24 protein-coding genes and 1 pseudogene are annotated in these 19,122 nt (G+C 75.7%); 11 read left to right on the plus strand and 14 right to left on the minus strand.

Features of this window, described 5'->3' with window-relative positions; genetic code table 11:
* Positions 1-275 precede the first annotated feature (275 nt).
* Positions 276-998 (plus strand): SGNH/GDSL hydrolase family protein, encoded by a 723-nt coding sequence (locus KDL28_RS08255; protein ID WP_252436769.1) that lies wholly within the window; start codon positions 276-278, stop codon positions 996-998.
* A gap of 4 nt (positions 999-1,002) precedes the next feature.
* On the opposite strand, the gene KDL28_RS08260 is transcribed toward KDL28_RS08255, so the two are convergent.
* Positions 1,003-1,764, minus strand: a complete 762-nt coding sequence (locus KDL28_RS08260) for an SDR family oxidoreductase (RefSeq protein ID WP_252436770.1) — start codon at positions 1,762-1,764, stop codon at positions 1,003-1,005.
* A 123-nt stretch (positions 1,765-1,887) separates the two neighbouring features.
* Between KDL28_RS08260 and KDL28_RS08265 the strand changes: the two genes are divergently transcribed.
* Positions 1,888-2,958 (plus strand): MerR family transcriptional regulator, encoded by a 1,071-nt coding sequence (locus KDL28_RS08265; protein ID WP_252436771.1) that lies wholly within the window; start codon positions 1,888-1,890, stop codon positions 2,956-2,958.
* A 3-nt stretch (positions 2,959-2,961) separates the two neighbouring features.
* Here the strand turns inward: KDL28_RS08265 and KDL28_RS08270 are convergent, their stop codons facing one another.
* Positions 2,962-3,246, minus strand: a complete 285-nt coding sequence (locus KDL28_RS08270) for a type III PLP-dependent enzyme domain-containing protein (RefSeq protein ID WP_252436772.1) — start codon at positions 3,244-3,246, stop codon at positions 2,962-2,964.
* Positions 3,247-3,392: 146 nt separating this feature from the next.
* On the opposite strand from KDL28_RS08270, the gene KDL28_RS08275 reads away from it, so the two are divergent.
* On the plus strand, positions 3,393-3,581 hold the full coding sequence (locus tag KDL28_RS08275; protein WP_252436773.1) for a hypothetical protein: 189 nt from the start codon (positions 3,393-3,395) through the stop codon (positions 3,579-3,581).
* Here the strand turns inward: KDL28_RS08275 and KDL28_RS08280 are convergent.
* Positions 3,488-4,102: pseudogene (locus KDL28_RS08280) on the minus strand (alanine racemase); the annotation flags it as partial. The gene KDL28_RS08275 and the pseudogene KDL28_RS08280 overlap by 94 nt on opposite strands.
* A complete protein-coding gene (locus KDL28_RS08285; protein WP_252436774.1) occupies positions 4,099-4,776 on the minus strand; it encodes a class I SAM-dependent methyltransferase in 678 nt (225 codons plus the stop codon). The pseudogene KDL28_RS08280 and the gene KDL28_RS08285, both read right to left, overlap by 4 nt.
* A gap of 70 nt (positions 4,777-4,846) precedes the next feature.
* On the opposite strand from KDL28_RS08285, the gene KDL28_RS08290 reads away from it, so the two are divergent.
* Together KDL28_RS08290 and KDL28_RS08295 are read left to right on the plus strand one after the other, a co-directional pair.
* Positions 4,847-5,743 (plus strand): AraC family transcriptional regulator, encoded by an 897-nt coding sequence (locus KDL28_RS08290; protein WP_252436775.1) that lies wholly within the window; start codon positions 4,847-4,849, stop codon positions 5,741-5,743.
* 42 nt (positions 5,744-5,785) lie between these two features.
* Entirely contained in the window at positions 5,786-6,757 is a 972-nt protein-coding gene (locus tag KDL28_RS08295) for a ketopantoate reductase family protein (protein WP_252436776.1), read from the plus strand.
* A gap of 1 nt (position 6,758) precedes the next feature.
* Here KDL28_RS08295 and KDL28_RS08300 read toward each other — a convergent pair whose 3' ends face one another.
* The gene (locus KDL28_RS08300) at positions 6,759-7,118 is read right to left on the minus strand and encodes an STAS domain-containing protein (protein WP_252436777.1); all 360 of its coding nucleotides are present in this window, start codon (positions 7,116-7,118) and stop codon (positions 6,759-6,761) included.
* 311 nt (positions 7,119-7,429) lie between these two features.
* Here KDL28_RS08300 and KDL28_RS08305 point away from each other — a divergent pair, with 311 nt between their 5' ends.
* Positions 7,430-8,845: an alpha/beta fold hydrolase gene (locus KDL28_RS08305; RefSeq protein ID WP_252436778.1), complete on the plus strand. Its 1,416-nt coding sequence runs from the start codon at positions 7,430-7,432 to the stop codon at positions 8,843-8,845.
* A gap of 29 nt (positions 8,846-8,874) precedes the next feature.
* On the opposite strand, the gene KDL28_RS08310 is transcribed toward KDL28_RS08305, so the two are convergent.
* Entirely contained in the window at positions 8,875-9,360 is a 486-nt protein-coding gene (locus KDL28_RS08310) for a GNAT family N-acetyltransferase (RefSeq protein ID WP_252436779.1), read from the minus strand.
* A 234-nt stretch (positions 9,361-9,594) separates the two neighbouring features.
* Between KDL28_RS08310 and KDL28_RS08315 the strand changes: the two genes are divergently transcribed.
* From KDL28_RS08315 to KDL28_RS08325, 3 genes are all read left to right on the plus strand, one after another.
* Entirely contained in the window at positions 9,595-10,392 is a 798-nt protein-coding gene (locus KDL28_RS08315; RefSeq protein WP_252436780.1) for an endonuclease/exonuclease/phosphatase family protein, read from the plus strand.
* A 137-nt stretch (positions 10,393-10,529) separates the two neighbouring features.
* A complete protein-coding gene (locus tag KDL28_RS08320; protein ID WP_252436781.1) occupies positions 10,530-10,670 on the plus strand; it encodes a hypothetical protein in 141 nt (46 codons plus the stop codon).
* Positions 10,671-10,890: 220 nt separating this feature from the next.
* Positions 10,891-12,186 (plus strand): BtrH N-terminal domain-containing protein, encoded by a 1,296-nt coding sequence (locus KDL28_RS08325; RefSeq protein ID WP_252436782.1) that lies wholly within the window; start codon positions 10,891-10,893, stop codon positions 12,184-12,186.
* Between the two features lie 71 nt (positions 12,187-12,257).
* On the opposite strand, the gene KDL28_RS08330 is transcribed toward KDL28_RS08325, so the two are convergent.
* Together KDL28_RS08330 and KDL28_RS08335 are read right to left on the minus strand one after the other, a co-directional pair.
* Positions 12,258-12,398 carry a hypothetical protein gene (locus KDL28_RS08330; protein ID WP_252436783.1) on the minus strand — a complete coding sequence of 47 codons (141 nt, stop codon included), beginning with the start codon at positions 12,396-12,398 and terminating at the stop codon, positions 12,258-12,260.
* Between the two features lie 48 nt (positions 12,399-12,446).
* Positions 12,447-12,791: a VOC family protein gene (locus KDL28_RS08335; RefSeq protein WP_252436784.1), complete on the minus strand. Its 345-nt coding sequence runs from the start codon at positions 12,789-12,791 to the stop codon at positions 12,447-12,449.
* A 116-nt stretch (positions 12,792-12,907) separates the two neighbouring features.
* On the opposite strand from KDL28_RS08335, the gene KDL28_RS08340 reads away from it, so the two are divergent.
* On the plus strand, positions 12,908-13,456 hold the full coding sequence (locus tag KDL28_RS08340) for a DinB family protein (protein ID WP_252436785.1): 549 nt from the start codon (positions 12,908-12,910) through the stop codon (positions 13,454-13,456).
* A gap of 71 nt (positions 13,457-13,527) precedes the next feature.
* On the opposite strand, the gene KDL28_RS41375 is transcribed toward KDL28_RS08340, so the two are convergent.
* The 4 genes from KDL28_RS41375 to KDL28_RS08360 all read right to left on the minus strand — a co-directional run bounded on the left by KDL28_RS41375 (position 13,528) and on the right by KDL28_RS08360 (position 15,508).
* Positions 13,528-14,124: a YdeI/OmpD-associated family protein gene (locus tag KDL28_RS41375; RefSeq protein ID WP_252436786.1), complete on the minus strand. Its 597-nt coding sequence runs from the start codon at positions 14,122-14,124 to the stop codon at positions 13,528-13,530.
* The gene (locus KDL28_RS08350; RefSeq protein WP_252436787.1) at positions 14,121-14,564 is read right to left on the minus strand and encodes a VOC family protein; all 444 of its coding nucleotides are present in this window, start codon (positions 14,562-14,564) and stop codon (positions 14,121-14,123) included. The genes KDL28_RS41375 and KDL28_RS08350 overlap by 4 nt, the downstream gene beginning before the upstream one ends.
* A 307-nt stretch (positions 14,565-14,871) precedes the next feature.
* Complete coding sequence (locus KDL28_RS08355) at positions 14,872-15,213, minus strand: cupin domain-containing protein (protein ID WP_252436788.1); 342 nt, start codon at positions 15,211-15,213, stop codon at positions 14,872-14,874.
* 22 nt (positions 15,214-15,235) lie between these two features.
* On the minus strand, positions 15,236-15,508 hold the full coding sequence (locus KDL28_RS08360) for a hypothetical protein (protein WP_252436789.1): 273 nt from the start codon (positions 15,506-15,508) through the stop codon (positions 15,236-15,238).
* A 141-nt stretch (positions 15,509-15,649) separates the two neighbouring features.
* On the opposite strand from KDL28_RS08360, the gene KDL28_RS41380 reads away from it, so the two are divergent.
* Positions 15,650-15,889 (plus strand): CGNR zinc finger domain-containing protein, encoded by a 240-nt coding sequence (locus tag KDL28_RS41380; protein WP_252436790.1) that lies wholly within the window; start codon positions 15,650-15,652, stop codon positions 15,887-15,889.
* A 28-nt stretch (positions 15,890-15,917) separates the two neighbouring features.
* Here KDL28_RS41380 and KDL28_RS08370 read toward each other — a convergent pair whose 3' ends face one another.
* Both KDL28_RS08370 and KDL28_RS42400 read right to left on the minus strand, forming a co-directional pair.
* Positions 15,918-16,517: a CGNR zinc finger domain-containing protein gene (locus KDL28_RS08370; protein WP_252436791.1), complete on the minus strand. Its 600-nt coding sequence runs from the start codon at positions 16,515-16,517 to the stop codon at positions 15,918-15,920.
* 694 nt (positions 16,518-17,211) lie between these two features.
* Positions 17,212-18,327, minus strand: coding sequence for an ice-binding family protein (locus KDL28_RS42400; RefSeq protein ID WP_252436798.1), 1,116 nt, complete (start codon positions 18,325-18,327; stop codon positions 17,212-17,214).
* Positions 18,328-19,122 lie beyond the last annotated feature (795 nt).

Raw genomic sequence — 19,122 nt, forward strand, 5'->3', positions numbered from 1 at the left:
GGTGGAGGTTCGCCGCGTGCCGCTCGACGGTGTGCACCGCGAGCGCGAGCCCGCGCGATCTCGGCGTTGGAGCCGGGCAGCACCCACGGCGTCACGTCCGGGAGGGCGTCGGCGAGCCGTCGGGAGAACCTCCACCGGGATCTGCCGCTCGCCCTGCCACTGCAGCACGAGCGTCGGGGCGAGCACCCGCGGCAGGCGGTCGGCCACGTCGACGGCGGCGGCCGCACGTGCGCGATCGTGCCGCCGCGCCGGTCGGGGCCACTAGCGTCGTCGGCGTGGGCGAGGTGGGGGTGCGGGTGTCCCGTCCGGCGGCGGTGCGGCTGGCCCCGGTGCTGCTCGGCCAGGGGGTGCGGGTGCGCAGGCGCATCCCGGTGCTGCCCGAGGCCGCCGGTCCGCGCGCGGGCTCGGTGGGGGCGGGTGGGCCGCTGGCGCCGGCGGTGCTGGGCGAGTCGACGGCCGCCGGGGTCGGGGTCGAGCGCATCGAGGACGGCCTGGCCACCCGGCTCGCCCACGAGCTCGCCGACCGGGGCGGGCGGCGGGTGGGCTGGCGGGTGTCGGCCCGCACCGGCGCCACGGCCCGCGAGGCCCGCTCCGAGCTGCTGGCGGCGGCCGCGGCCGAGCCGTCCGACGTCGCCGTGGTCGTGCTGGGCGTCAACGACACCCTCCGGCTGACCGGGCGCGCCGGGTGGCGGCGGGACGTCGCGGCGATGGTGGCCGCGCTGCGCGCGGTGCAGCCGCCCGACGGGCGGGTGGTCCTGGCCGGGGTGCCCGACCTGGGCGCCTTCCCCGCGCTGCCGCGGCCGCTGCGCACGGTGCTGGGCCGGCACTCCCGCGCCCTCGACCGCGAGCTGCGCGCCCTGGCCCGCGCCCCCGGCGTGCTGCACGCCCCCGTGCCCACGCTGACCGGCGCCGACGCCCTGGCCACCGACGGGTTCCACCCCGGCGCCACGTCCTACCGGGACTGGGCCGCCGCCCTCGCCGACCGGCTCACCCCGTGACCGGTCAGGGGCCGCCGCCGGTGGAGTTGATTACCTCCCCGGTCACCCAGCCCGCGTCCGGCCCCACCAGCCAGCCGATCAGCCGGGCGGCGTCCTCCGGCGTGCCCCACCGCCCCATCGGCTCCACGTCCAGCACCGCCCGGTGGACAGCCGGGTCGGCCCACCCGGTGTCGGTCGCTCCCGGGTTGACCGTGTTCACGGTGATCCCGCGGGGGGCGAGGTGCGCGGCCAGGCTCGCGGTGAGCTGGTGCAGCGCGCCCTTCGAGGCGATGTAGGGCAGCTCGCCCGGCATGGGCCCGCGGTGCTGGCCGGAGGTCATCATGACCACCCGGCCGGGGTGGGTGCCGCCGTGCCTAGCGGCGAACTCCTTGACCAGCAGCAGGGTCGCCCTGGTGTTGACCGCGAAGCTGAGGTCGATCTCGGCCGCGGTGAGCTGTTCGAGGTCCTGGTCGCTGCTGCGGGCGTGGTTGGCGACCAGCACGTCCACGCCGCCGAACCGCTCGACGGCCGCCGCGACCACCCGCCGCGGGGCGTCCGGGTCGGCGAAGTCGGCCTCCACGTGCACGACCGACCGTCCGCCCGCCCTCAGCTCCTCGAACAGCGGCGCGGGCCAGCCGGGATCGGCGCCCCACGGTTGGCCGGCGTCGTGCGCGGGCCAGGACTGGATGAGCAGGTCGACGCCGTCGGCGGCGAGCCTGCGGGCGATCGCGGTGCCGATGCCGACGCGACGGCCCACTCCGGTGACGATGGCGACGGGGGCACGCACGGCCCGCACCCTGCCCCACGGGCCGACGGGACGGCCACCGAGTTCGGCTTGACCTTGCCCGAGGGGAAGGCCCGACGGTCGTGGGGCCGGGGCACGAGCACCCGGCGACGAGGAGGGACGTCGATGGAGCTGCTGACCATCGGGGCGTTCGCCCGCGCGTGCGGGCTCTCGCCCAAGGCGCTGCGGCTCTACGCGGAGCTGGGGCTGCTCACGCCCGCGGTCGTCGACGAGCGCACCGGCTACCGGCACTACCGGCGCGACCAGCTGGAGCACGCGCTGCTGGTGGCCTGGCTGCGCCGGATCGGCATGCCGCTGGCCCGCATCCGGCTGGTCACCGGCCAGTCGCGGGCCGACGCGGCCCGCGAGGTGGCCGCCTTCTGGCGGGAGGTCGAGGCGGACGTCGCCGCGCGCCGACCGCTGGCGTCCTTCCTCGTCGACCACCTGACCGGGAAGGGACCCGAGATGACCGACACCCCACGACCCCTGGTGCTGCGCTGCGCCGCCCGCACCGACCGCGGGCTGGTGCGCGAGCAGAACCAGGACGCCGCGCACGCCGATGCCCGGATCGTCGCCGTCGCCGACGGCTTCGGCCCGTCCGGGGAGCGGGCCAGCAGCCTGGCCGTCGACACGCTGGTGGACGGGCCGCCGGCCACCGGCGACGTGCTGGGCGCGCTGCGGCTGGCCGCCGAGCGCGCCGAGCGGTCCGTGCGCCTGCTCACCGCCGACGAGCCGGACCCCGGCTCGGGCACGACGCTGACCGCGCTGGCCTGGTCGGGCTCGGAGCTGGCGCTCGTGCACATCGGCGACTCCCGCGCCTACTTGCTGCGCGACGGGGAGCTGACCCGGCTCACCCACGACCACACGCTGGTGCAGACCCTGATCGACGAGGGCAGGCTCAGCGCGGCCGAGGCCGAGTCGCACCCGCAGCGCACGCGGTTGGTGCGGGCGCTGCACGGCGGCGCCGACGCGGCCCCGTCCCGGCCGGACTCGCTGCTGCAGCAGGCCCGGGCCGGCGACCGCTACCTGCTGAGCTCGGACGGCCTGCACCGGGTGCTGCCCGACGACGTGCTGCGCTCGGTGCTCCTGGAGCCGGCCGATCCGGAGGCCGTGCTGGACGAGCTGGTGCGCCGGGTGCACGCGGCCGGCGCCCCGGACAACGTCTGCTGCGCGCTGGCCGACGTCGTCGCCGCGTAGCGGTCAGCGGTTCGCGCCCCGGGCGGCCACCGCCCACCGGTCGACGGGCAGGCCGGCGCGCAGCACGACCAGGTCGTCGGCGAGGTTGACCGCGGCGCAGACGTGGTTGGGCGCCACGCGCACGACGTCGCCGCGCCGGACCGGCGGCTCGCCGTCGAACAGCACGGTGGCGTGGTGCTCGGACAGCGCCACCACCCGGGCGCCGGGGTGCTCGGGCAGCCGGCCGCCGCCGCTGGCCCAGGCCGGCTGGTCGGCGCCGAGTACCTTGCTGCCGGTGTCCAGCACCACCTGCCGGCCCGTGGGGGGGCGCCCCCCGCCCCCCCGGGGGGGGGGGGGCGGGGGGGGCGGGGCGGGGGGCCCCCCCCCCCCGCGCCGGCCGCGCCCCCACCCCCCGCGCCCCCCGGGGGGGGCCCCCCACGTCGGCGAAGTCGCAGGTGCCCAGCTCGACCTGCTGGGCGTCGTTGAGCGCGGAGACGCCGGGGCGCACCTCGGTGAGCACGGCGGCGTCGGCGGCGTCCAGGGTCGGGGTGGAGCCGCCGCTGCGCAGCGGGCCGGGCAGGTCGACGGCGCCCAGCGCGCGGGCCTCGTCGGCCGCGGCGGCGTGGCGCCTGCCGGGGCCGTAGCCGTGCCCGGGGAAGGTGAACGCGCCGGCCACGGCCAGCCCGGCCCGCTCGGCCGCCTGCGCCACCCCGCCGGTCCGGCCGGGCTCGACGCCGCTGCGGTGGTGCCCGCTGTCGACCTCGACGACGACCTCGGCCGGGGTGCCGCGCAGCGCGGCCGCCAGCACCTCGACGGCGTCGGCGGAGTCGACGCCGACGCGCAGCGAGGCCCGCCCGGCCAGCGCGCGCAGCCGGTCGGCCCGGCGCCCGGCGGCCCAGACGGGGTAGGCGATGAACAGGTCGGTGCAACCGGCGTCGGCGAACACCTCGGCCTCCCCCACGGTGGCCACGGTCAGCCCGACGGCCCCCGAGTCGAGCTGGCGGCGGGCGATCTCCACGCACTTGTGCGTCTTGGCGTGCGGGCGCAGCGCCAGCCCCCGCTCCCGCGCCGACGCCGCGGTCCGGCGCAGGTTGCGGTCCAGCACGTCGAGGTCGAGGGCCAGGTAGGGGGTGTCGTCGAGATCCACCGGGCCATCCTCGCTCACGACCTCCGGGCGGCGCGGACGATCGCGACGGTGCCGACGCGCAGCTCGAAGGGCGCCGGCTCGTCGGGGACGAGCCCGGCGGCGGCGATCCGGTCCGCGATCCCGGCGTTCTCCCGCAGCCGCTGGCTGACCTCCATCCGCCGCCCGAACGGCAGCCGCCGGTGGCCGTGCCCCCGCCCGTGGCCCTGCCCGTGGCCGTCGAAGTCGGCCAGCACGAGCGCGCCGCCCGGGCGCAGCACCCGGCGCACCTCGGCCAGCGTCGCGTCCTTCACCGGCGGGTCGAGGTGGTGCAGCATCAGGCTGGAGAACACCCGGTCGACGCTGCCGTCCGGGTAGGGCAGCGTGTCGGCGAAGCCGCGGTCGAAGCGCACCGCCACACCGGCGCGGCGGGCCTTGCGCGTGGCCCGGGCCAGAGCCTTGGGGTCGGGGTCGATGCCGGCCAGGTCGAGGTCGGGGCGGCGGGCGCCGAGTGCGAGCAGCAGGTTGCCGGTGCCGCAGCCGATGTCGAGCACCCGCTGGCCGGGTTCCAGCTCGGCGCGCCGGACCATCTCGGCGTGCAGCCGCCCGACCCGAAACACCCGGTGCACGACGTCGTAGAAGGGGATCAGGATGTCCTTGCCCATCCCGGGGAGGTAGGGCCGGTCGGTGTCCGAATGCGCTGTTGTGGCGTCCATCCCTCGAGTCTGGACCCGCCATGAGCAGCGATGCTGTACCTATCATCGGCCCGGGTGGGACGATCCGACGATGCGCACCGTACGGGTCGACACCGTCCCCGGCCACCCGCCGACCTACGCCATGGCGCCGCGGCCCGGCGAGCTGCCGGTGGCCGTCTGGGGCATGGGCGGCGACACCGGCGCCGGCATGCGCGACGTCCAGCACGCCCACGACTTCGCGGTCATCTCCTACCTCACGGCGGGCGGCAGGCTGACGACCGGCGGGCGCACCCTGACCGTCGCGCCCGGCGACGTGCTCGTGGTCGCCCCGGGGGAGGTCATGGGCCCGTTCGAGATGCCGATGCGGCTGAACGGCTGGGGCGTGTCGTTCACCCCGGACGCGCTGGGCCCCGACGTCCCCGGCGCCTACCTGGCCTGGCGGGCGCACCCCCTGCTGTTCCCGTTCGTGCGCGGCGGCGCCACGGGCGCGCTGCGGCTGTCGGTGCCGGTCGAGGCCCGCCCGGAGTGGGAGGCGCGCATCCGGACGCTGCGCCGCGAGCTGGCCGAGCGGGCCGACGGCCACCGCGAGGCCGCGCTGGCGCACCTGGTGCTGCTGCTGGTCGAGGTGTCCCGGTTGGCCGCCGACGTCGTCGACGACCTGCGGGTCAACGCCGAGCCGCTGCTGGCCGAGGTGTTCGCGGTGATCGAGGAGCGCTACCCGCAGCCGCTGTCGCTGCGCGACGTGGCCAGGGCGGTGAGCATCACGCCGGGCCACCTGACGTCGACCGTGCGCAGGCGCACCGGGCGCACCGTCCAGGAGTGGATCACCGAGCGACGGATGGTGCAGGCCAGGCGGCTGCTGGCCGCCACCGCGCTGCCCGTCGGCGAGGTCGGTCGGCTGGTCGGCTACCCCGACCCCGGCTACTTCGCGCGCGTCTTCGGCCGGGCGAACGGGGTGAGTCCGGCCCGCTGGCGCGGCGGGCGCTGACCCCGGCTGGACGCCGCGACGATCACCGGCGAGGCTGCTGCGGTGAGGTACGTGGTGATCGGGGCCGGGGCCATCGGCGGGGTGGTCGCCGCCCGCCTGCACGAGGCGGGCCGGGAGGTGCTGGCGGTGGCCCGCGGGGCGCACCTGGCGGCGATCCGCGAGCACGGGCTGCGCCTCGACGAGCCGGACGGCTCCCGGACGGTGGCGCTGGCGGTGGCCGGGACGGTCGCCGAGGTCGACTGGCGGGCCGACGACGTCGTGCTGCTGTGCACGAAGTCCCAGGACAGCGAGGCCCTGCTCGACGAGCTGCGCGCCGCGGCCCCGGACGTGGCGGTGGCCTGCGTGCAGAACGGGGTGGCGAACGAGCGGACGGCAGCGCGCCGGTTCGAGCGGGTGCAGGGCGTGTACGTGATGGTGCCCGCCGAGCACCTGGAGCCGGGCCGGGTGGCCGGATTCTCCGCACCCGTCGCCGGGGTGCTCGACGTCGGCCGCTACCCGTCCGGCGCCGACGAGCTGAGCACCCGCATCGCCGACGACCTGACCGCGGCCGGGTACTCGTCCCGCGCGGTCGAGGCGGTCATGCCGTGGAAGTACGCCAAGCTGCTGGTCAACCTGGGCAACGCCGCCGACGCCGCCTGCGGGCCCGACGATCCCGACCTGCCGGAGCTGACCGAGCGGGCCCGCGTCGAGGGTGAGCGCTGCCTGGACGCCGCCGGGATCGGGTTCGCCGGACCGGCCGAGGTGCGCGAGCGGCGCTCGGGCAACGTGTCGGTGCGGCCGGTGGGCGGCCGCGACCGCCCGGGTGGTTCGTCGACCTGGCAGAGCCTGCGCCGCGGCTCCGGCTCGGTGGAGGCCGAGCACCTCAACGGCGAGATCGTGGCGCTGGGCCGCGCGCACGGCGTGCGGACGCCGGTGAACGAGGTGCTGCTGCGAACCGTGGTCGCGATGGCCCGTGACGGGGTGCCACCGGGCAGTCGCACGGCGCGGGAGCTGCTGGTCGAGGCCGGGGGCTGACTCAGCCGAACGCGGCCGCGGCGCAGGCCAGCCTGGCCTGCTCGACGTCGGGGTGGACCGACCAGCGCGCGCTCATCCCGGCCGCGCGCAGCACCCGCAGGACGGCGCCGTCGGCCGCGCAGACCAGGTGCATCGGCCGGGCCGCGGCGGCCGCCTGCTCGGCGGCCTGGTCGAGGCAGTGCAGCCCGGCCGCGGAGAAGTAGTCGACGCGGGCCAGGTCGACGATCACCGCGCCCGTGCCGCGGGCGACGGCCTGCCCGAGCGTCTCGGCCAGCAGGCCGCAGTTGAACGCGTCCAGCTCACCACCGACCTCGACGACGACGGAGTCGTCGGCGGGGCGGCAGAGTGCGACGATCAGCATGGGAACCGTTTCGCCGGGTCGACCGCGGCCAGGCCGACGTGGTTTGCAGGTGATCGCTGCGCACGGTCCTCGTCCCGATACTCTCCGCGCAACCGCCGTCGCAGTGAATGCCCCGGATCAGCCATCCTTCGATCGGCCGAACTGCGGCACGGGCGTCCTCCCGACCCGGGCACCACCCGGCTCGACGCAACGTCTGATCAGTCTAGGAGCTGAGACTGTTCAGTTCACAGTGCGTACCGACGTCGATCACCCGATCGGTCTAGTTGCGCCTACGACAGGGCCCGTTGCGCCCTCTGTGGTGAGCTGTCGGTATGGAACCTCCCGCGTCCGGCCGGGTGCCCGCCGCAGCGGCCTGGGGACTGCTGGTCGCCTGGGCCGTGCACGACGCCGAGGAGATCGCCACCACCCCGGGCTGGGTCGAGCGGGCCCGGCCGCGACTGCGTCGCCGGCTGCCCCGGGTGCCCGACGCCGTGTGGGACCGCATCGGCGCCGGCGGCGAGCGGATGACCGTCGCCGTCGCGCTGATGGGCGTGCTGGTGGCCGCGGCCGCCGCCGACGGCGCGCGCACCGGCGGGCGCAGCCGCCTCTACCAGGGCGCCCTGGCCGCGTTCGGCGCGCACGCGGCCGGGCACGTCGGGTCGGCCCTGCTGACCGGCGGGTACACCCCCGGTGTCATCACGGCGCCGACCGTCGTGGTCCCGTTCACCTGGTGGGCGCGGCGCGCGCTGCGGGGCGCCGGGGTGGAGCCCGCGCGGTTCTCCCCCGCCACGCTCGCGCTGGTCCCGCTCTCCATCGGGGCCGCGCACGCCGGCGCCGCCGGGCTGCTATGGCTGCGGGACCGGGCGCGGAGACCGCACCGGCGTTCCCGCTCGGCCTGGTCGGTGGTCGGACGCGCCTGCGATGATCACCCGATGCTGGACCGGGAGTTCGCCTGGAAGGGCGACCGCATCCGCTGGACCCGCCTGGGCGCCGGCCCACCGCTGGTGCTCTGCCACGGCACCCCGTGGTCGTCGGCGCTGTGGGGCCCCATCGCCCGGGTGCTGGCCGAGCGGTTCACCGTGCACCTGTGGGACATGCGCGGCTTCGGCGCCTCGACGATGGCCGCCGACCAGGACGTCTCGCTGGGCGAGCAGGGCCAGCTGTTCGCCGAGCTCGTCCGGCACTGGCGGCTGCCCGAGCCGCCGCGGGTGGTCGCGCACGACGTCGGCGGGGCGGTGGCGCTGCGCGCGCACCTGCTGCACGGGCTGGAGTACCGGTCGCTGGCGCTGGTCGACGTGGTCGCGCTGGCCCCGTGGGGCTCGGAGTTCTTCCGGCTCGTGCACGACAACGCCGAGGTCTTCACCCGCCTCCCGGCCCCGCTGCACGAGGCGCTGGTGCGCGCCTACATCGCCGGCGCCGCCCACCGGCCATTGCCGCCCGCCGCGCACGACGCGCTCACCGCGCCCTGGCTGGGCCCCGCCGGGCAGCCCGCCTTCTACCGCCAGATCGCCCAGGCCGACCAGCGCCACACCGACGCCGTCGAGCCGCTGTACCCCTCGATCGCGCTGCCGGTGCTCGTCGTGTGGGGAACCGAGGACGCGTGGATCCCGGTCGCCCGCGCCCACCAGCTGGCCGGGCTCATCCCCGGGGCCGCGCTGCGGCTGGTGCCCGGGGCCGGGCACCTGATCCAGATCGACGCCCACGACGCCCTGCTGGAGATCCTGCGGGACTGGCTCGCCGCCCCGTGAACCGCGGGACCTCGACTGCAGGGCCGTGACTACAGGGCCGCGAAGTACCGGACGACCGGCATCGCGGTGAAGCCCGCCCGCTCGTAGGTGCGCCGCGCCGGTCCGTGCCCCGGGTCGCCGCCGGTCTCCACCATGGCGACCGACATGCCGGCCTCGCGGATCCGGTCGAGGGCGAACGCGGTCAGCGCCGAGCCGACGCCACGGCGCTGGTGGTCGGGGTCGACGGCGACCATGTGGATCTCCCCCAGCCCCTCGGCCCGGTCGAGCCGCACGGCCACGAACCCCGCGACGGCCCCACCGACCTCCGCCACCCACACCAGGGTCGCCGCGTCGGTGCAGGCGGCGAGCACCGCGGCGCGCTGGGCGACGCGCCAGTCGGGGTAGAAGCGCTCGAACACCCCGGACGGGCCGAGCACGGCCTCCATCGAGGCGAACACCGGCGCCCACGCCCGCAGCGACAGCGCGACGACGGGCTCGTGGTCGCCCCCGGCCAGCTCGCGGATCGGCACGTCCATACCGGGATGCTCCCGCAGCCCCGGCCCACCGCGCACACCTTTTGGCCACCGCGCACACGTCCCGCGGTCTGCGCGGTGGCCACTGGGTGCGCGCGGTGGTGGCGGACCACGCGGCGTTGCGGCGGGGCGCGCTCCTGGCGGGCGGCGTCGGCGAGCGTCCGGAGCGAGCACGGCCAGGCCAGGTGCGGGCGCGTAGCCTCCTGGCGTGGCGGTGCGGAGAGCGGGAGTGGCCACGTGCGGATCGTGACCTGGAACCTGTGGTGGCGCTTCGGCCCGTGGGAGGCCCGTCAGCACGCGATCCTGGCCTCCCTGCGCCACCTCGCCCCCGACGTCGTCACCCTCCAGGAGGTCTGGGCCGACGACCGCGACAACCAGGCCGCACTGCTCGCCGCCGAGCTGGGCCTGCACTGGACGTGGGCCGAGTCCCCGACGCCCGAGCGCTCCCAGCGCCGCATCGGCGACTTCTCGGTGCGGATCGGCAACGCCGTGCTGAGCCGCTGGCCGGTCCTCGACCAGCAGGTCCACCACCTCCCCGGCGACGACGGCCGGCTCGCCCTGCACGCCCGCCTCGACGCCCCCGGCCACCCGGTGCCGGTCTTCACCACGCACCTGTCGTCCGCGCCCGCGGCGTCGGGGCAGCGCCAGCAGCAGGTCCGCGCGCTCGTCGGGTTCGTCGCCGAGCACCGCGGCGGCACCGCGCACCCGGCCGTCGTCACCGGCGACCTCAACGCCTGGCCCGACTCCGACGAGGTCCGCCTGCTCGGCGGCTACAAGACCGCGCCCGCCGTCGCGGACGAGACGCTGCTGGACGCCTGGGAGTACGCCGACCCGGCGCAGCCCGCCGCCACCTGGGACCCGGCCAACCCGTTCGTCGCCGAATGGAACCCCGCGGTCCGGATCGACTACGTGTTCGTCGGCCCGCCCGCCCCGGACGGCACCGGCCGCGTGCGGTCGGTGCGGCGCGCCACCGGCCACGCGGTCGAGGGCGTGTGGCCGTCCGACCACTACGCCGTCGTCGCCGACCTGGCCTGAACCGCCGTGCGGCCCCGCCCACCCGACGAGCGCGAGCTCGCCTTCGCCGACGCGCTGCTGCCCGGCACCGCGCTCGGCGGGGCCACGGTCGTCAGCGGCGGCTCGCACGACGTCGTCCGCGTCCCGGGGTCGCGGCCGTGTGCATCGCCCGCAGCGCCCCGGCCGTCGAGGCGCTGCCCCGGCGCACCGCCCTGCTGGGCGCGCTGGCCGGGGCCGGGCTGCCCCGCTCGACGGCCTGCTCGACGTCCCGCTGGATGGACGTCGACGGCCACGGGTGAGCCCTTTCTGGTCCTCGGGCGCGTGTGCCAGAATCCCGGCACGGCGTCGGCCACGCCGGACCTCCTGATCGGGCCCCCACGCGACCCGGCGGTGCGGAGGCGGAGGGGACCACGAGAGCCTCGGCCCGAGCCCACGACCGGTGCACGACCAGCTCAACCGGCCGGGGGCGGTGCGCGGGGCGTGGGTGTCCGCGCCCGCCGCCCGGCCGTGGGAGCGGTCATGACCCGTCAGAAGCAGCTCAAGCTCCGCATCCGCGCGCGGATGGCCCGCACCGGCGAGAGCTACAGCACCGCGCGCCGGCACGTGGCCGGCGCGCCCGCACCCGTCGCGCACGGGGGCTACCGGCTCCGCGGCGGGACGCACCCGGTCTCGGCGGCGCTGGCCGGCGTCCTGGCCCACCACGGCGTCCGCGCCGCGGGGGCGGAGCTGTCCGAGGCGGTGCTCTTCGGGCTGGCCGGCGGGCCCGGGGCCGGCTACATCCTGTGGGAGTTCGAGCGCGACGGCAGCCGGCCGGTGGTGCTCGGGTTCTCCGCGCAGTGGCAGTACATCGACCGGGCGCCGCTGGCCGCGCTGCAGCGGCTGGGCGTCCCGGCCGCCGTCGAGCGCACGGGCGGGGCGGTGACCGCGGCGCGCACGCTGGGCGCCGCCCTCGACGCGGGCACACCCGCCCTGGTGTGGCCGGACCGGTACGTCGCCGGGTACTGGCACCTGCCGGCGATCCTCGACGGGATGGGCGGGCACCCGGTCGTCGTGCACGGGCGCGACGGCGACCGCTACCGCCTCGACGACCGCACCCTGGCCCCGCTGACCGTGCCCGTCGGCCGGTTCGACGCGGCCCGCGCCCGCGTCGGCTCGTACCGGAACCTGATGGTGGTGCCCCGCCCGGAGGGCGATGTGCCGGAGGAGGTGCTGCGCGGCGCGGTGCTGGAGGCGATCGCGGACTGCGCCACCCGCCTCGGCGGCACGTCGACGTCGTTCGCGCTGCCCGCGTGGGCGAAGTGGGCCCGCACGGTGACCGACGCCCGGGCCGCGAAGGGCTGGCCGCGCGTGTTCGCCGACGGCCACGGCCTGGCCTGGGCACTGACCTCGGTGTGGGAGGGCGCCTCACCCGCCGGCATGACCGGCGGTCACCTGCGCGACCTCACCGCCGCGTTCCTGGAGGAGGTCGAACCCCTGGTCGGCGCCACGGCCCCGGCCGCACGCGCGTGGCGAGCCGCCGCGGCGGCGTGGCACGAGGTCGCGGAGACCGCACTGCCGGTGGACGTCCCCGAGTTCGCGCGGCTGCGGGAGCTGACCGCGGCCGTCCAGCAGGCCGTCGTGGCCGAGGGCGACGCCGGGGCAGGTGATGCCGAGGCGGCCGCCGCCGAGCTGTGGGCGCTGCGCGCCGAGGTGGACGCCGCCCCGCCGCTGACCACGCCCGAGCGCGACGACCTGTTCGCCGGGCTGGCCGACCGGCTGCGGGCCGCGCACGCCGCGGAGAAGGCGGCGGTCGGCGAGCTGGCCGCGATCGGCTGAGCCCGGACGTGGAACGGCCCCCGGCCGCGGGGGGTGCGGTCGGGGGCCGTTGTCTCGGGGTGCCGCGGGCGTCAGCGCCGGCGCAGGCGGGCGAGCATGCCGCGGGCGCGCTCGCGGTTGCGCGGGTTCGCGGCGGCGCGGCGGCCCTGGTCGGTGACCCGGCGACCCTGCGGGCTGGAGAGGAATCCTCGGATGCGGTTCATGATGGGCATGGACCGGGAGTACCCGCGGATCCCGAACCGGACACATCGTCGCGGCGATCAGCCGCTGACCAGGCAGAACTCGTCGCCCTCCGGGTCGCGCAGCACCTGGAACGAGCCCTGCGCGTCGGTCGTGGCGCCGCCGACGGCGACCGCCCCGAGGCCGATCGCGACCCGCGTGGCGTCCGGGATCGCGTCGACCTCGACGTCGAGGTGCAGCCGGTTCTTGACCGCCTTCGCCTCGGGCACCGGCTGGAATGCCATCCGCGGGAACCCGGGGGCGTCCAGGTGCGACCAGCCCCGGGCGCGGTCGACGGCCTCGCCGCCGAGCAGGGCGGCCCAGAAGCGGACGAGCGCCGCCGGGTCGGTGGAGTCGACGACGATCTGGCTCAGCCGGGTCCGCACCGCGGCACCGTATCCACGGCGGTCGGCGGCCCGGGTCGATTTCCACGCCACCGCGGGTGGGCGTGCCGACCCGAAACCGGCTGCCCGTCCCGGGCGGCGGCTGGCACGATCCGCCGGTGCCCGGCTCGCGCTCCGACCTGCTGCGCCGGCAGCTCGACCTGACCTGGTCGCTGCTGGAGTACCACCTCGACCGCCTCGACCCCGACGACCTGCTGTGGGAGCCCGCCCCGCTGTGCTGGACCGTCCGCCCCGGCCCGGACGGCGCGTGGGTGCCCGACTGGTCCGACCAGGAGCTCGACCCCGTCCCGGTCCCGACCGGGGCCTGGCTGACCTGGCACATCGGCTGGTGGTGGGGCACCGCCCTCGACCACGCCCGCGGCCGGCCTCCCCGCGAGCGCACCGCCGTCACGTGGCCGGGCAGCACGTCGGGCACCGTCACGTGGCTGCGCGAGCTGCACGCCGACTGGGTGGTCGTGCTCGACGAGCTGACCGACGACGCCCTCGACGCCCCCGCCCCGTTCCCGTGGCCGCCCGGGTCCGACCGGACGGTCGCCGACATGGCCGCGTGGGTGACCGCGGAGCTGATGAAGAACGCCGCCGAGCTGGGGCAGCTGCGGCTGCTGCGCCGGGTGTCGGTGGCGGACCCGGTGACCGGGCCCCGGTAGCCGGGCGCCCTGCCGCGGGGCTGTGGATCGGTGCGGTCGCGGGCTCCTGGTGAGGTGGCCCGCGCCCGGGTTCACCGGGGCGAGGGAGCGCCGCCGACCGGCGCGGCCGCCGCCGCGGTGACGACGGCGGCGATCCGCCGGGTCCGGGTATCGGGCCGCTTGGCGCGGGCCAGCGACTCCAGGGCCGCGCGGCGGGCCGAGGGCGACCACGCCAGCCAGCCCCGGGCCGCGCCCGGCACCTCGTCGAGCGCCGCGCGCAGCTCCGGCGGGACGATCCCGGCCTGGGCGTCGGCGAGCAGCTCCCACATGCCGGTGCGCTGGGCCGTCGCCACCGCGGCCAGCCCCGCCGGAGCCATCCGGCCCTCCCGCGTGAGCTCCGCGACGAGCTCCCGGTTGATGCTGCTCCAGGCGCTGCGCGGCGAGCGCGGGCTGAACCGCTGTCGCCACGAGGTGGCGTCGTGCCGGCGGGCCAGGCCGTCGATCCAGCCGAAGCACAGCGCCTCCTCGATCGCCTGGCGGTGGGAGACCCCGGCCCGCCCGGAGCGGGCGTGCGGGATCACCAGCCAGGCCTGCGGCCGCGAGGCCGACCGCTGCTCCAGCCAGGCGCGCCACTCGGCGGGGCAGCTCGCGTGCACGACGTCCACCGCCCCGCCGTCGGCGATGCTCACGACACGGTCTCCACGGCGGGCTCGCGCGACTGCGCGATCTCCAGGAAGTGCGGGTTGTGCATGACGCCCAGCACGTTGCCGAACGGGTCGACGACCGAGGCGGTGGCGAACCCGGAGCCGTCGCCGTGCTCGACGATCGGCTGGTACTCGGTGGCGCCCAGCTCGAGCAGCCGGGCCAGCGCGCCGGGCAGGTCGTCGACGTGCCAGTGCATGACGGCGCCGCCGGGCGAGCCGGTGCGGGCGCCGGGCGGGGCGTAGCGGCGGTCGATGAAGCCGATCTCGTCGGCGTCGTCGCCGATGCGGAACTCGACGTAGGCCGGCGCGGCCGGGGCCGCCGGGTAGGCGTAGTAGGCCTCGACGCCGAACAGCTGCGAGTACCAGTCGCGGGCGGCGACGAGGTCGTCGGCGTAGAGGTTGAGGGTCGCGAAGCCACGGAACACGTCGGCCACTCCTTCGGTCTTCCGGCGCGGCGCTGGTGTGACCGCCCAATTAACGTATCCGGTCACACTGTGACCCGTCAACAGCTTTAGCTGGTCACAAGTGACCGGGTGATCTGCGGGATGAGGACCAGCACGGCCTTGACCGGACTGGTGGCCCGGTGCGGGCAGCAGCGGATCTTGCGGAGGATCTTCCAGCGCGTTGCGGGCGGCGAACCCCGCGCCGCGTCAGCCGTTGTCGTGGCGGCATCACTCATCTCGAGGACACCGCACCGCGTCGGCCCGAGCCCGCCCAGCACGCTGGAGAGGCTCAGTGGGCGGGCACCGACACACAGACCATCGTGGTGTCCTCGAGGGCCTCGACGATCCCGGGCGCCTGCTCCGGGACGTGCACGAAGTCGCCTGCTCGCACTGTCACGGCGTCACCCCCGGCGCCCACCCGTAGCGCCCCACTGAGCACCACCCAGACCTCCTCGTACGGGGCCGGCAGGTCGGCACGCGCCCCCGCGTGGAAGAACGACGTGTAGGCGCTCATCGACCTGCTGTCCTCTCTGCCGAGGGCGGGGGCGATGAGGATCCGGTCTCCGAAGTGGACGGCGTCGTCGCCGATCGCCGAGCTGAACCTGCGAGCCTGCGAGGGCGTGACAGCCATGGGGAAGCTCCCGGTGTGGCGGTCAGGCGTCGAGCTCGGTAGCGGCGACGGCGTGCACCGGGGGCGCCTGGAGCCCGAGCTCTCGTGCGATGGCCGGGATGTCAGGGTCTGCGAGGAACCCTTCGTAGTCCTTCGCGTCCCAGTCGAAGACGGACCACACCCGGTGCGCGTCGTCGGGGTCGAAGTAGGCCCGGGCGCCCCGGCAGCCGTGTTGCCGCCGCTTCTCCACGCCGACGGTCTCGAAGACCTTCAGGAATCGATCGGGGTCGGAGACCCTGGCGATGGTGACGATCATTGCCTGCTCCTCGAACGTCGTGTGCACGACTTCGCGCCAGTCGATCAGGACCGTAGAACTTCAACTCCGGTTGAGGTCAAGTGCCGGCGGGGGCGAGGTGATGCCCGCGGAACCCGTCCTGGCCGCAGCGGGGTGCGCACGGTGCGGGCCGCCGCCCTGGCCGCCGCGGTCACCGCCGGCCCGACGCAGTGGCGACGGGCGCGGATCTGCCGCGACGCGAGGTGCCGCACCGCGTTCTACGACCGGTCGCGCCACGGGTCCGGGGTGTGGTGCTCGATGGCGGGCCGCGGCACGGCGAGCAAGCACCGTAGCTTGGTCGAGCGCCGCCGCGAGCGCGCGGGCGCCCGACCGCGACGGGACCCGTCCGGCGCCGCCGGATGAGAGGTGGACGGGTGCCTGGTCGGCTCCGCTACGCCCCCCGCGCGGCGCGCGCCGCGATGGTGCGGTCGCGACGGCGCTCGACGAAGGCCTTCTGCTTGTTCGCGGCCCCGCAGGCCGCCATCGAGCACCACACCCCGGACCCGTTGCGGGAGTAGTCGTAGAACGCCGTGCGGCAGCGGCAGTCCCGGCACACCTTCAGGCGCCGCCAGGTCTGGTCGCCCGCGACGACGGGACCGGCCAGCACCCGGGCCAGCATCGCCCGCACCCCGGACCCGACCGGCACCAGCGCCGGCTGCGCCGCGGCCAACGACACCGCCAGGGTCAGCTCGCCGGCGACGTCCCGCAGCCGGGCCAGCGCCTGCGCGTCCTGGGGCTGCACCGAGTCGTTGTGCGGAGCGAGCGCGGCCCGCACGCCCTCCCGGACCACCAGGGCCAGGTCGAGGTCGGCGTCGGTGACCCCGTCGTCGGCGACGTCGACGCCGTGGGCGCGGCACCACCGGGCGAGGTCGACCGGGGTCGCCAAGCCCTCCTCCGCGTCGCCTGCGAGCCGGCCGAACCAGGTGTTGACCAGGTCCTGGGCCGGGACCAGCGGTTCCGGGGCGGGGTCGAGCGGCCGGTTCTCGCGCACGAACCCATGTTACCTCTGATCAGACTTCACTGGTAACCGATCGGTTCCGACCACCCGGTTCGGCCGCTCCCGGATCGGGCGAACTCCCCGTGCCGGCACGGCCGCGCCCACGACGCTACGGGTGTGCCGTTGAGGTTCGCCGCCGCCGTCCTGGCCTCGATCGTCCGGGGAGTTCCCGCTCCACCCGTGAGCACCGCCAGCCACCCGCCCTGCCGGGGCTCGAGGCGCCGCCGTGCCGTGCAGGGACTACGGACACCGTGCTCGGCCGTTGACGGCCACGCGTCCCGGAGCCGACGAGAACGGCCCCCGACCGGCGTCTCCGCTGGTCAGGGGCCGTCGACCCTGGGGTGTGGCAGGTGAAGGATTCGAACCTTCGCGGGCTGAGCCGACGGACGTGCAGTCGGGAGATCAGCCGTCCGGAGTAGCAGCCGTCGACAGAAGGCGGGGCTGTGTCAGGTCGACAGCACTTCGTCCACCCGCTTGCCCGCTCCATGGCCGAACCCCCGGCAAGTCCGTCGGCTCAATCCAGGAAGGTCGGATCCTTCACCGCCACACGCGGGCGAACGGCCCCTGACCAACGCAGGCGCGGGTCAGGAGCCGTTCGTGTGTTGTCCGACGCGGCGGCGATCAGCCCATGTCGCCGGTTTGCTGCGGCTCTGGAGCCGCGGTCAGCCGCTGTGGTGGTGCGCTGGCCCTACGAGGTCTTGTGGTGCTGCTGGTTGTCCTGGTGGCCCTCGTCCTGGTGGCCTTCGTCCTGGTGGCCCTTGTCCTGGTGGCCCTTGTCGTCCTGGTCCTTGCCGTCGTGGCCCTTGCCCTCCTGGCCCTTGCCCTCGTGGCCCTTGCCATCGCCATCACCAGGGGCGCCGTCATCGTCACCGCCACCAGGCGTGCCGTCATCGTCACCATCACCAGGGGTGCCGTCATCGTCACCGCCACCAGGGGTGCCGTCATCGTCACCGCCACCAGGGGTGCCGTCATCGTCACCATCACCAGGGGTGCCGTCATCGTCACCATCACCAGGGGTGCCGTCATCGTCACCATCACCAGGGGTGCCGTCATCGTCACCATCACCAGGGGTGCCGTCATCGTCACCGCCACCAGGGGTGCCGTCATCGTCACCATCACCAGGGATGACGTCGTCATCACAGGTCGCCCTCGTGATGACGTTCGAGTCCAGCGTGACGGCGCCGGTCAAGGCCAGCAGCCTGCCGGACACGGTCGTGCCGGTCGTCGCCGTGATGGATGCCTCGGCGATGACGTTTCCGACGAACGTGGTGTCGGTCCCGAGGGTCGCGGAGCTGCCGATCTGCCAGAAGACGTTGCACGCCTGGGCGCCGTTGATCAGAACGACGTCACTGCCCGAAGCCGTGGTGAGCGTGGACCCGGTCTTGAAGATGAATACGGCGTCGGGATCCCCTTCGGCGTCGAGGGTGAGGGTGCCGGTCAACTGGGCCGACGACGAGAAGCAGTAGACACCAGACGTGAGCGTGAGGCCGCCCAGATCCTGACCCGTGAGGTCGGCATCGCAGGGCTGTGCCGCGAGAGCGATGAACGCGGCCCTCGCGCCACCCTGGGCCATGGCCGCGACGGCATCGCCCGCGTGGATCGTCCCGTTCACGATCCCGGGCGGAAACCCGGTGATCGCGGAACCGGGGGACACCCCGAGGTCGCCGTTCACCACCGTGGGGCCGGTGTTGGTGACCTCCTCCGCGCCGAGAACCGCGAAGCTTTCGGCGGTGCCCAGCGACACCGCCGTCTGCGCCTGAGCGCTCCCCGCGACCGCCAGCAGTGCCGCTGAGGACAGCGCCACCAAGCCGGTCAGCATGGCGGCGGCCCGCGTTCCACGCCTACCCGGTAGGTACCTGGACAATGACGACATTCGACTCTTCCCTCAATTCTGTACGCCAGCGCGGCGACCACGGAACAACGACCGGGTTGCGCAGCGGTTTCGTCACCAACGGGCGACACTGCGCCACGAAGGGGTGGCTGTTGCCGAACCGAGGTGTGCCAGGCGGCCAACCCACGCCTGGACTCGCTACCTACCACACCCGACGGACCGACGCCCTCGCCTCGGCTACACCTCCCGTCGACCCTCGATCACCCCGCAACCGGAGGACCGGTCATGACCGAACTGACCGAGGACCCAACTCGAACGGCGATCTCCGCATCCACCATTCGGAACTCGAAAGTCGTCTCGATTCCTGCGAGGATTCCGCACGGCGAACGAGTCCCGATTCGCCGTTCAGCCAGTCGGGACCAGGAGCGTGTTGAGATGGGTCAGCCGCGCGCCGGGAACGTCCGGCGCCGCCGGCGGATGGCTGGTCGTCCGCCGCGGCCGAGACGGCGGGCATGGTGTTGATCGCGGCCCAGCAGATCATCGCATCGAACACCGCGGGGTCGCGTTCGTAGTCACAGGCCAGGCGGCGGCGCGCGGTCAGCCAGGCCAACGTGCGCTCGACTGCCCAGCGGCGCGGGATGGGGACTGCTGCACCGATAGGTGACAGGTCAGTCAGGCCGCCTGTGCGGCAGGTCTGGTGATCATTGCTTCGTACTCAACCGGGGTCAACCGGCCCAGCGTGAGCTGGCGGCGGCGCCGGTGGTAGGT

It is taken from the genome of Pseudonocardia humida, assembly GCF_023898865.1.
GTDB classification, from domain to species: Bacteria; Actinomycetota; Actinomycetes; order Mycobacteriales; family Pseudonocardiaceae; genus Pseudonocardia; species Pseudonocardia humida.

Bases quoted from the DNA above. Each gene is read 5' to 3' on its own strand.
- KDL28_RS08265 (WP_252436771.1), top strand. From the start codon at position 1,888: ATGGAGCTGCTGACCATCGGGGCGTTCGCCCGCGCGTGCGGGCTCTCG.
- KDL28_RS08285 (WP_252436774.1), bottom strand. From the start codon at position 4,776: ATGGACGCCACAACAGCGCATTCGGACACCGACCGGCCCTACCTCCCC.
- KDL28_RS08290 (WP_252436775.1), top strand. From the start codon at position 4,847: ATGCGCACCGTACGGGTCGACACCGTCCCCGGCCACCCGCCGACCTAC.
- KDL28_RS08300 (WP_252436777.1), bottom strand. From the start codon at position 7,118: ATGCTGATCGTCGCACTCTGCCGCCCCGCCGACGACTCCGTCGTCGTC.
- KDL28_RS08305 (WP_252436778.1), top strand. From the start codon at position 7,430: ATGGAACCTCCCGCGTCCGGCCGGGTGCCCGCCGCAGCGGCCTGGGGA.
- KDL28_RS08310 (WP_252436779.1), bottom strand. From the start codon at position 9,360: ATGGACGTGCCGATCCGCGAGCTGGCCGGGGGCGACCACGAGCCCGTC.
- KDL28_RS08325 (WP_252436782.1), top strand. From the start codon at position 10,891: ATGACCCGTCAGAAGCAGCTCAAGCTCCGCATCCGCGCGCGGATGGCC.
- KDL28_RS08330 (WP_252436783.1), bottom strand. From the start codon at position 12,398: ATGCCCATCATGAACCGCATCCGAGGATTCCTCTCCAGCCCGCAGGGT.
- KDL28_RS08355 (WP_252436788.1), bottom strand. From the start codon at position 15,213: ATGGCTGTCACGCCCTCGCAGGCTCGCAGGTTCAGCTCGGCGATCGGC.
- KDL28_RS08360 (WP_252436789.1), bottom strand. From the start codon at position 15,508: ATGATCGTCACCATCGCCAGGGTCTCCGACCCCGATCGATTCCTGAAG.